Consider the following 10554-nt stretch of genomic DNA (forward strand, 5'->3'; position numbering starts at 1 on the left):
CCCACCGGCAGCCACACCACTCACCAAATAATATTCTGTTTTTAATAAATTTATCATTACTTAAACGCCCGTTCAAGAAATGATAAGAGTGCAATGATTTTAAATTCTACTTAACATAATTAAAAATTATTGAACAATTGAATCAAAATAATAAATTGATTATCAGATAGTTAAAACATTGTACTATTTCAGAGATCATTATTTAGCAGGCTTATATAAGTATTAGACAATAATTACTTCAGCGAGTATAATTTTATGGAAAGAATGCAGACTTCGAGAAGAAAAAACGTCATTCAGAATATTATTTCGTTGGTAGAAAAAATTGACCCCGGCCCCACCCATGGCCGATAGGAAATATAACCTTTTATTACTCTTTTCAAATCCTCTGACTCCTGCTATTTTACATAGACATGTAAAGAAAAACGACTCCCCACCCAGATTACCATTTTAAAATTCGTATTTTCAGGTCATGGGAAATGAAATAGTTTTATATGCTTTAGCTTTTTTTGTTGGTGCCGTCATTTATATGGTGCTTAGGATTGGGAGGGAAACTGGAGTTATTTAATTTTTGCGTTCGTTTTGCCATTCTTGTATTTGTGAATCCAGTTCGTGAAAATTTGTTACTAAATCGAGAAAAATATTTCTAAAAAGCGTTAATTGGCTTTCTGCAGTGAGATAATCCAGGTCTTTAACATCAACAACAGAATTTTTAAGCTTCTTTTCCAGCATAGCTAGCCTCTTTTCAACAGCATCTGCAAGATAACCGTAATAGTGCCCATATGAATAATAATAAAAGTCCTGAATCAACAATGCCAAATATATTTTGTCGTCTTTGAACATCTCCAATTTGCTAACACGCTTCATTAACATGCTAAGCTTGTTTACCGATGCATATAATGACAAATGATAAGCTGTTTTATGAATAACTTCGTCACTATTAGGTGTTTTTAGTTTATTTATATACTGCCTAAGCGAATCTTGCCCAGTTTCTATCTGATTCTTTCCACTTTTGTATGTCAAATCATCAAATTCCTTTCTGCATAATTCAAGAAGCTTTAATGAACTGCTAAAGTTTTGTTGTTGGCGGTTCCGATTCCTTTCTCCATCTATAGCTCTTTCTTGCACCTTATTAGCTGCAATTTGCGCCTTAAATGATATGTAGACGAGTATTGCCCCAACCAAATTAATTATAGGTGCGGTAATACCACCAATTGTATCTCCAATAGGGCCGGAATTTGATAAATCAAAAAAGGGATGGAGGGCTGGTTTGGATAAAAATAAAACTGAACCGATGCAGCAAATAACCAGTCCTGTTAATAACAATAGATGACGCTTACTCATTATTTATGTTCAAAATTGCAAGTTGTTCCTCTGACTTTACCGAATATTTTCGAAGAAGCTGATTAGATTTTGTACGTAATTCGTCTTCTATTTTATTAAATTCCGAATAGTATTCTTGAAATGAATTAGCAAGTTCAGACGAATCAAGTTTGATGTTACTGAAGGTGTGTGTCGCTTTCTTGACTAACTGCATAATTTCTGTACACTCCGGCAAATCCCTAAAATCGTTCATTATCGTATGCCCAACAGGTTTTACAAAAGCTTGTTGGACATAGGTTAGACTTGATGCATCTGTACGTTTAATATGATAACTACCTAATAATTGATTCAACGCCACCCATACAGGTATTTCGGTATATGTTTCGAGATTCGACTTTCTTATATTCTCAATAAAAAGACCTACGTAATTTAATAATTTTTCCGCCTCATTCTTATACTGAAATCTTCTTTCTGTTATATGCTTCTGCCCCAGCTCATTCTCACTTCTGGCAGCATCTATTAGGACATCTAAAAAGTCTAAATTAGAATAAATGGCCGTAAATCTATTGATGTCGGTATCTTTCGATCCCATCTGGTCTAAATAAGCTTGATAAATCTCATGTTGATTCATTTTTTGAACACGCCTTATGTCGTGATTAACCCGATATCTTACTAAATGGGTCTCATAAGGCTTTGCCTCCAAGGCCTTAGCAAAATTTAAATAATCCTGCTTCTGCCCATTAGTAAACTTTAATATGTTCCTAAGCAAAGCACAAAAATATCGCAACAGCTCTTCATCTCTCTGATTTTTTAGCTTTCTGGATTTCTTTCTATCAGATTTCAATGTTTGGTAAAAAATCCATATAGCCGCCCCAGAACCTATAACAGCCCCAATAACAGCGATAAGTAGATTTTCGAAAAAAGAGGAGTTTCCACTAACTGGATACACATCGCCAAACTGAAAAATTAAATCCATAAAAGACAACAATAGATACAACCTTTAAGATAAATAAATTACAAGAAACATACTTGCTTTCTTTAAACCCTTAAACCCCCAGCTAAGTCATTTACTATACTTAATCAGACAAGAAGCAAGATTACGTGAACGAGACAGTACAGTTTAATATCAAGGTAAATGACCTGGGATCATCTGCCTTAGCCAAGTTTGCAGCCAATGCAACCAAGCACGTTGCCAGGGTTCAAAAGGTCACACAAGGTCTGGAAAAGGGAATTGGGGGCACATCCAGAAAGGTTGATTCCCTAACACGCTCATTCCAGAGTATGAATAAGGGCACCTCCGGAATTAAACAACTCAACAAAAGCCTTAAGACAACCGAAGGCATGATGGATCGCATCATGAATCGGATTAATAGAGTAAAACGCTCCTCCATAGCACAGCCAAGGGCAAGAGGCGGTGCCAGTGCCGGTGTGGGTTTAGGGCTTGGGAATTTAGGAGCTCTGGCGGGTGGTTTCCTTGGATTCCAGGGGATGAAATCACTTGTTTCATCAGGAGCAGATTTAGAGCAAACAAGAGTAGCATTTTCAACCATGCTTGGCAGCGATGACCAAGCAAATAATATGATAAATGCTATAAATAACATGGCCAATAAAACGCCATTTATGAATAAGCAATTATTCGATGCCGGTAAACTGCTACTGAACTTTGGATTAGCTCAGGACCGCGTGTTACCTTCATTAAACATGCTTGGAGATGTTTCCGGGGGAAATGCTCAGCGCTTTCAGTCGTTAGCCTTGGCATTTGGTCAGGTGCAGAGCGCCGGAAAGCTCATGGGACAAGACCTTTTGCAAATGATAAATGCAGGTTTTAACCCTCTTCAAGAAATGAGCAAAATGACCGGTAAGTCTATGGCACAGTTGAAAGAGGAAATGTCCGAAGGAGCTATTTCTGCTGATATGGTTACTCAGGCCTTCGAACATGCCACATCAAAGGGCGGCAAGTTTCACAATATGATGGCCAGACAAAGCAAAACACTATCCGGACTTTGGAGTACATTCATTGGTAAGTTACAATTGAAGTTCTCCCAATTCTCAGAAGGCACCTTAAGTGAAACTTTTAAAAAGGTGGTCAAATGGGGGATTGGTTTGGTTGACAGGCTGGACCCGGTTCTAAACCTTTTAGGTAGAGGTTTCCAAACTGCCACCAACTGGATATCCGGATTGATATCTTTTGTAAAAGAAAATTGGAGCTTCTTAGCTCCTGTTACCGCTGGTATACTCGCTGCAGTAGTAGCTCTTAAAGCCTGGACAATCGCTCAGGCCGTACTTAATGCAGTAATGAGCGCTAACCCTATCGGGCTACTTGTTGTGGCCATAGGAGCCCTTGTAGGAGCTTTCATTTGGGCTTACAACTACTCTGAGAAGCTTCGTATGGTCTTGGGTGGATTATGGGGAGCCATTCAGTTAATCGGCTCTGGAATTGGCAAAGTATTTACTGACCCCATAGGAGCAATTAAAGACGCTTGGTCTGGAATTCAGAGTTTTCTATTTGATCAATTAAAGCCATTATTATCGGCAATTGATCTAATTCAAAAAGGAGAATATTTAAGTGCAGCCAAAGAAATTGGTAAAGCTGCTTTTAATCTTTCACCAGCTGGGCTGGCATTTAATGCCATAAACAAAGTTGTTACTTCTGATACCGTTCAGAAAGCTGCTAAAGATGCTAAGGATTCACAAATAGGTTTACCCTCTTTCCTTTCTCCTGGTAAAATGACTCCAGTAGATATTAGCGATTTTCCCGGTACTTCCCTGCCAAATGCCAGTTCTCCTACTCTTGCAGATAAAGAAGCTTCTAAAGGTTCCGTCAAAAACTACAATGGCAATTCAACGGGTGGAAACTCAATTGTCATTAGCATTGAAGCTCTTATGAAAGACAATCACTTTGTCATGAATGATGGTAGTGACATTGAATCAGTTAAGGCTAAGTTATCAAAGGCTTTACTTGAAGTTGTACAGGACGTGGAAATAAGTTATAGTAGTTAACTAAGTACTCTTTTCCTCACTTAATTGTTCTCCATTTTCTACTGACACTTTGATTACGCTTAAACCTTCATCGGTTTTATATAAATTTTTCAAAAACAAAAGATATCAACCTTCTATCTTTGTATTATGATATATAACATTTACGACGGAGAGCACCTTCATATTAAATACAATAAATTACCATATTTGATCGAATGGAGGCAAACTAATCCATTAGAGCTAGAAGTTACTATTAATCCTAATATCCCTTCAGAAGAACTTAGGTCCCTCAGTACTCATGATACCCTCACGTTTCATTGTGGCTATTTCATGACGACTAAAGAGAGTATAAGCTTCAATGTTGAAGGAAATCAATTTCTAACCTTAGTCTGTACAACCAAGCAACCACACCCTATTATTAAAACGGTTCCATTAAATATGTAAGACGCTGAGTTAATCGGATACTAAGTATTATATCTTTTGAAGCATACCTGAGTTTTTAAAGCACTTTGAGCATTGCGGATACATCATACTAGTCTTGCCATGTGTACTTCCACCACAAGTATGACAATATTTCTCGGGATACTCATAATCGCCAAAATTCGCCCATGTTCTATAGTGGTTAAAGCATAGTGGTTTGCCCAAGTCATATGGAATTTCTCCATTGCAACGGATACAGTGGCCATTAATGGGCTCATCAGAGGTATCATGGTTATTTGACACCAAAGCCACTTCTAATCTATCACTTTTTAGAAGCGCCCCTACTTCCTCTACTCCATCCTCATAAACCTGTTTATCCTGAATAGCATCCAAAAGTATCGCCATTTCCACATTATTATTCTCACTATATTCATAGAAGTTCATAGAGCCAATAATCATCTCCCTTTCATTGAAATAACATTTCGCATGCAAACTCGGAAAATAGAGAACGGTGAGGTTCCTTAATCTCTCAAGCTTTTTCCATTCCTGCACCTGCAAATCATCCTTGCCAAAAATTATAGTGATATTAATATTCTCTCGACTATCAGCCTGTATAAGCCTGTCAAAAAAACTACTAGACAATTTCAGGTATGGAGTTACTAATACCAAGTGATCCTTTGCCTGGATAATAATATCTTCTAAGTGTTTTGCTATGCCTTTAGTACGTAAAAATTTAGCCATTCATTAAGTAATTTCAATTGACACCATTTCTTAAGCAACCGAAACTTAAGATAAAATCATCTCTATGTCATAACGATGTAATATTTGTGGCATATAATTAAGTAAACATTATTGCTAATTATTTTAGTATTTACTAAATTTGAAAGCATGAGACTATTACCAGGTATTTATAAAATCAAGCTTAGAACTCTCATTGAAGAGTTCGCTGTATTACGTGTATACATGAAAGATGGAAAGAAAGTATATCAAGTCAATAATGGTCCTGAAACAGACTTAGATTGGCTCATGGATAGAGACCCATGCCAAGTAATTAAGCAAATAAAGCAGCTACAGGTACAAAACGCTCGGATCGATATCAAAATCACCGATTCCGATGGTGACTATTTTAGTTTTCCTGCATCTAGTGTGGAGGTTGTTAGGCAGATATTTCAGACATTTCCTGATGTAGGGAGGGCTTTGGGGGCAAAAGTAAACCAATAGGCATTATGAAATACTTTTAGTACATTCATTCTCCTATAGATATACAGCTGACTGAATTAAACTATTACCATAATTACAGCTAAAACAATGACAATGGAAACGACTCATATATTATCTCATTGGCGATATTATCTTGCATTAGAAAGTGATCTTGAAAAAATTTCACGCTATATAGAATTTCATCCTTCTAACAATAAAACTTACTCGATTGAATTAGCACATCTTTTCCTTACTTCATGTTCCGAAATTGATGTTCTTTTCAAGTTAATTTGCACCAAATTTGACCCATCGAGTAAAGCTTCGAACATCAACAACTATCAAGATGAACTATTAAATCATCATTTTGAGATTGTACATGAATATGTTTATTTAGATAGATTCAATTATGGATTTCAGCCATTTAACCAATGGCATGAGTTTAAAGTTCTTGACTGGTGGTCGGCCCATAATAAAGTTAAACATACTAGGGATCAACATTTCCCTAAAGCAAATTTAATAAATACTTTAATGGCCATGGGTGCTCTTCTAATTTTGAACATATATTTCTATACAATAAATACAAATAGCGAATTAACAATTGTATCCATAAAAGAAACAATGCGAAAACTACGCCCAATGTCTCACTTTCTATCACTAAAAAGTCAATACTATCCGGTATCAATAATTGCATAAAATTTAATGGAAGACAGTAGTTTTAAATCAGTACGAAAGGGACTAATTGCTCTTTGTTTACTAATTATATCTCTTTTCTTATTAAAGATCGAAATTACAGACTCTAAATTAAGCCTTCCTTTTTTGGGTGGAGCAAAAATCCAAGAGCCATTCTGGATTTTCAGAATTATCTATATTTTTTTCATTTATTATTCTTGGAAATACTATCAATACATGATGCATGAACACACAGAGGGAAACCTAATAGAAAAAGCTAAACAAAATTTTGTAAACACATATGGCAGGTTCCATACCAGCCAAGCGAGATTAATAGCCACTCAGGAGCTGGGACATGAAAACGTAACCAGCGATATAAGTTATGAGGCTAAGAACGGCTTTGTAGCAACTTTTACTTGTTATTATATAGACCCAAGAACCAGAAATCGATTTCCGTATGCCGTTGATTTGAAAATCCCTTTTTATAAACATCTACTACATTACATGTTCTCAAATCCAGAATTTACCATTCTCTTCTTACCCATTATTTTATGGTTTTTTGTAATTTTCGTTGTCCTATTTCCTAAATGGGATGGTGGATTAAGTCTTTGGCCATACATTATCAATTCATAGTGTTAAGTTCTATGTCAAGTTTTTGCAGAAAATTGATGTATATCCACTATTAAACGACTCATATAATATTGATTTTCAACATTTTAATTACAAGCATTAGGATTCATAACCCTGAGGTCACGGGTTCAACTCCCGTCCTCGCTACGAAAAGCCGATTATCATAAGATGATCGGCTTTTTTTCTGAAAGCCTATCTAATCCATATAGATTACAATTCATTTTGAAGGCTATTTATCCACTCGCTATCTTTCTTGTTGGTCTTGTGTCCAGGAACGTTCTTAATGTGACGGGCATTCACAAGAAACTCTTCTAGAATATGATAAACAGGCTTCCTATATACTCCGGTACCTTCCATGGCAATATGGGTAATGCCCTGATTTTGGAGCCAGCCTACTAGCATATAAAGATCATCGGTAAAGGTGGAAAATGTCTGAGTTTATGCTTCAACATCCTTACCCTTTGATAGAAGCAACTACAGTGTCTTTGTAGACATCAAGCTCACAACCACATGATAATAATATAGGAAGGAAGTTCACCAACAGCCATGATACAAGTCGTTAAGTTTTATTGGTACAAAGGTACCGCCCGGCTAAAAGCCTCAACTTTCATAGCTGTTAGTGATTCCTAAATCATGTATGTTTTATTGATAAAATACTATTTGCACCCTTCTGTTTTCGCTTGCCCCCTGTTTTGTAGAATTATCTGCAATAGGTTCCTTTTCCCCTTTACCAATAGAAATCACCCTTGATGGATCAATTCCCTTTTCGAGCAGTGAATTGGCAATTCGCTGCGCTCTTTTTTCGGAAAGCTGTAAATTGAAGGCCTCATCACCCGAACTACTGGCATGCCCGATAACTTTAACTTTAAACGCAGGCTCTTCATTCAAAATTTGCACTACCTGGGTAATTACCCTAAACTGATTATCAGATATTACCTTGCTGTCAGACTCATTTTCAAACCGTATGAATTGATCCCTGTTACCAAACATAAGATTTGCAGACTGCAGTTTACTTGTTTGATCTACCTCAGGAGCAACCTCCCCTGCCGGAGCCTCTTCAGGTAGAGTCCGAACTGAATCAGGTTCAGGTTCCGATACCACCTGAGTAGGTTTTGATTCCTCAAGTATAAGTTTAGGGCTTGGATTAACGGGAGCCGAATCAGGTATTGCCTGCGTTGATGATTTCCTACAAAGCTTAATCCCCAACATTATACCATGAGATACCCCTGTTGTATTCTTACCACCAAAATCGAAACTATATGCCATTGAAAACTTGTCATTTAACATAAGTTCTGCCATAGCAACCATTCCATAGTGGGACCTATAGATCATCCCCATTCCAATTATGTTTTTCCACCTGGCCCGAGCCCCAGTCTCTATTTGATCGTTCTGAGTAATGAGGCTTCGGTATAACACAGAAGTTTCGACCATCCATGTAGGACTGGAAAACCACTGATAAGAAGCATACATATTAGCCCTCTCACCACTCCCTATTTTTTGTGCCAAATTAATAGGTTGAGGCAGAGCTACCCCTAGCTTTAAATGAGGAGAAGTAAACATTAGTCCGGTACCAATGGCAAGTTCAGAACCATTCTGATTTTGCTCCATTAAGATACGATCCGAATAACTGGTAGCAACAACATCATCTAAGTTAAACCGTTGATAGTTTATACCTCCGGAAACCCCCGCATGCAAGCTACTTTCTTTCGCAATTTTGATATGATAGGCATAAGATAGTTTTCCGGAAACCTGAGATAATAATCCGGCATTTACCATTTGTAGATTAAGGCCTAAACCATGCGCCTTGAATACACGGCTATCCATGGTAATACCAGTAGTTGCAGGAGCATTGTTAACACCGGACCACTGCATTCGTTGATTAATAAAGCCCCGGAAACAATTATCCATACCCACAGAAGCAGGGTTGATCAGATATAAGTTCTGATTGTAAAAATTGTTGAGTCCCAATTGCTGAGCCTGACCCGAAACACCTACAAGAAGGGTGCTTACGATTAGAAATATGTTATTGAAGTTACGCATGTCAAAAAGGTTATCTTAATAATGTAATTGCACCCGTTCGGCTTTCTTTACCGCTGCAGGAAATACTGTAGTAATAGGTACCTTCGGGCAGCTCATTGCCTTTGTAGGTGCCGTTCCAGTCATTGTTATATCCGGTACTTTCATGCAACAAATTACCATAACCACTAAAAATTCTAATGGTGCAGTCGTCAAGGAGCCAATTGCCTTTTATCTCCCAAGTATCATTATCCCCATCTCCATTAGGACTCATAAAATTGTTGATTTCAATGTTTTCGTTGACTGTAATTGTTATGTCTGCTGAAGAACTACATCCTTGACTATTCGTAGCGGTTAAGGTATATATGCTTGTTGCAGTAGGGGATACTAAAGGATTTTGAATAAATGGATCATCCAGGCCAATTCCAGGACTCCATTCGTAACTTACAGCATCATCTACGGAAACATCCATTTGGTGAGAGAAACCAGCATCAATCTCTGCATCAGCACCCATATTAATTACCGGCATTGGATAACGAGTAATATTAAAACTACATGTAGCGGTATTACCAGAAGGATCAGTGGCAGTATAAACATTGGTTGTTATCCCGACAGGAAATACCGAACCACTCTTTAGGCCGGAGGTCAGAACGACAGTAACTCCTGCACAATCGTTGGCAACAGGTTCACTGAACACTATTACCTGGTCGCAACTTTGAACGTCAGCAGGACAAGTAATTGTCGGAGCAATGACGTCAAAAGGTATAACATTAAAACTACATTGTGCACTATTGCCGTTGCTATCCTGAGCGGTAAGCGTAATAACCTGTGTAGTCGATATAAATGTTCCCGCTGCCGGTGATTGGGTTACAGTAGTTATAGTGCAATTATCCGTAGCTGTAGCTAAACCTGTATAATCCGGCAAGGTATATTGGCAAGAACCATCAAAACTTACATTCTGGTCACTGGGACAGATGATAACCGGGTTCGTGTTATCCACAGGAATTACATTGAATGTACATTGTGCTGTGTTTCCATTGGCGTCCTGTGCTGTAAGTGTTATCACTTGTGTGGTAGTAATTATTGTTCCTGCCACTGGAGATTGGGTTACGGTAGGCACACTACAATTATCCGAAGCTGTAGCCAGACTTGTATAATCAGGTAATATAAACTGGCAAGAGCTATCAAAACTCACATTCTCGTCACTGGGACAGGTGATAACCGGATTCGTGTTATCCGCAGGAATTACATTAAATGTACATTGTGCTGTGTTTCCGTTGCCGTCCTGTGCTGTAAGTGTTATTAATTGTGTGGTAGTAA

Annotated in this window: 10 protein-coding genes; 4 read left to right on the forward strand and 6 right to left on the reverse strand. The window is 37.7% G+C overall.

The window, feature by feature from the left end:
* Window positions 1–561: 561 nt before the first annotated feature.
* Both JMN32_RS05065 and JMN32_RS05070 read right to left on the reverse strand, forming a co-directional pair.
* The gene (locus tag JMN32_RS05065) at window positions 562–1341 is read right to left on the reverse strand and encodes a hypothetical protein (RefSeq protein ID WP_202855206.1); all 780 of its coding nucleotides are present in this window, start codon (window positions 1339–1341) and stop codon (window positions 562–564) included.
* Window positions 1334–2296, reverse strand: coding sequence for a hypothetical protein (locus JMN32_RS05070; RefSeq protein ID WP_202855207.1), 963 nt, complete (start codon window positions 2294–2296; stop codon window positions 1334–1336). Before JMN32_RS05070 ends, JMN32_RS05065 begins: the two co-directional genes overlap by 8 nt.
* A gap of 125 nt (window positions 2297–2421) precedes the next feature.
* Here JMN32_RS05070 and JMN32_RS05075 point away from each other — a divergent pair, with 125 nt between their 5' ends.
* Entirely contained in the window at window positions 2422–4320 is a 1899-nt protein-coding gene (locus JMN32_RS05075) for a tape measure protein (RefSeq protein ID WP_202855208.1), read from the forward strand.
* Window positions 4321–4770: 450 nt separating this feature from the next.
* Here JMN32_RS05075 and JMN32_RS05080 read toward each other — a convergent pair whose 3' ends face one another.
* Window positions 4771–5460: a phospholipase D family protein gene (locus tag JMN32_RS05080; RefSeq protein WP_202855209.1), complete on the reverse strand. Its 690-nt coding sequence runs from the start codon at window positions 5458–5460 to the stop codon at window positions 4771–4773.
* A gap of 147 nt (window positions 5461–5607) precedes the next feature.
* On the opposite strand from JMN32_RS05080, the gene JMN32_RS05085 reads away from it, so the two are divergent.
* The 3 genes from JMN32_RS05085 (at window position 5608) to JMN32_RS05095 (ending at window position 7221) form a co-directional block, all read left to right on the forward strand.
* Entirely contained in the window at window positions 5608–5940 is a 333-nt protein-coding gene (locus JMN32_RS05085; RefSeq protein WP_202855210.1) for a hypothetical protein, read from the forward strand.
* Window positions 5941–6033: 93 nt separating this feature from the next.
* A complete protein-coding gene (locus JMN32_RS05090) occupies window positions 6034–6612 on the forward strand; it encodes a hypothetical protein (RefSeq protein ID WP_202855211.1) in 579 nt (192 codons plus the stop codon).
* A 6-nt stretch (window positions 6613–6618) separates the two neighbouring features.
* Window positions 6619–7221, forward strand: coding sequence for a hypothetical protein (locus tag JMN32_RS05095; protein WP_202855212.1), 603 nt, complete (start codon window positions 6619–6621; stop codon window positions 7219–7221).
* A gap of 207 nt (window positions 7222–7428) precedes the next feature.
* Here JMN32_RS05095 and JMN32_RS05100 read toward each other — a convergent pair whose 3' ends face one another.
* From JMN32_RS05100 to JMN32_RS05110, 3 genes are all read right to left on the reverse strand, one after another.
* Entirely contained in the window at window positions 7429–7620 is a 192-nt protein-coding gene (locus JMN32_RS05100; protein ID WP_202855213.1) for a hypothetical protein, read from the reverse strand.
* A gap of 240 nt (window positions 7621–7860) precedes the next feature.
* On the reverse strand, window positions 7861–9258 hold the full coding sequence (locus JMN32_RS05105; RefSeq protein ID WP_202855214.1) for a PorP/SprF family type IX secretion system membrane protein: 1398 nt from the start codon (window positions 9256–9258) through the stop codon (window positions 7861–7863).
* 10 nt (window positions 9259–9268) lie between these two features.
* The coding region (locus tag JMN32_RS05110) for an HYR domain-containing protein (protein WP_202855215.1) at window positions 9269–10554 on the reverse strand (1286 nt) is incomplete at its 5' end.

This window comes from Fulvivirga marina (assembly GCF_016775155.1).
GTDB lineage: Bacteria > Bacteroidota > Bacteroidia > Cytophagales > Cyclobacteriaceae > Fulvivirga > Fulvivirga marina.

Coding starts and splice junctions, on each gene's coding strand:
- JMN32_RS05070 (WP_202855207.1), bottom strand. CDS start 2,296: ATGGATTTAATTTTTCAGTTTGGCGATGTGTATCCAGTTAGTGGAAAC.
- JMN32_RS05090 (WP_202855211.1), top strand. CDS start 6,034: ATGGAAACGACTCATATATTATCTCATTGGCGATATTATCTTGCATTA.
- JMN32_RS05065 (WP_202855206.1), bottom strand. CDS start 1,341: ATGAGTAAGCGTCATCTATTGTTATTAACAGGACTGGTTATTTGCTGC.
- JMN32_RS05100 (WP_202855213.1), bottom strand. CDS start 7,620: ATGCTAGTAGGCTGGCTCCAAAATCAGGGCATTACCCATATTGCCATG.
- JMN32_RS05085 (WP_202855210.1), top strand. CDS start 5,608: ATGAGACTATTACCAGGTATTTATAAAATCAAGCTTAGAACTCTCATT.
- JMN32_RS05105 (WP_202855214.1), bottom strand. CDS start 9,258: ATGCGTAACTTCAATAACATATTTCTAATCGTAAGCACCCTTCTTGTA.
- JMN32_RS05095 (WP_202855212.1), top strand. CDS start 6,619: ATGGAAGACAGTAGTTTTAAATCAGTACGAAAGGGACTAATTGCTCTT.
- JMN32_RS05080 (WP_202855209.1), bottom strand. CDS start 5,460: ATGGCTAAATTTTTACGTACTAAAGGCATAGCAAAACACTTAGAAGAT.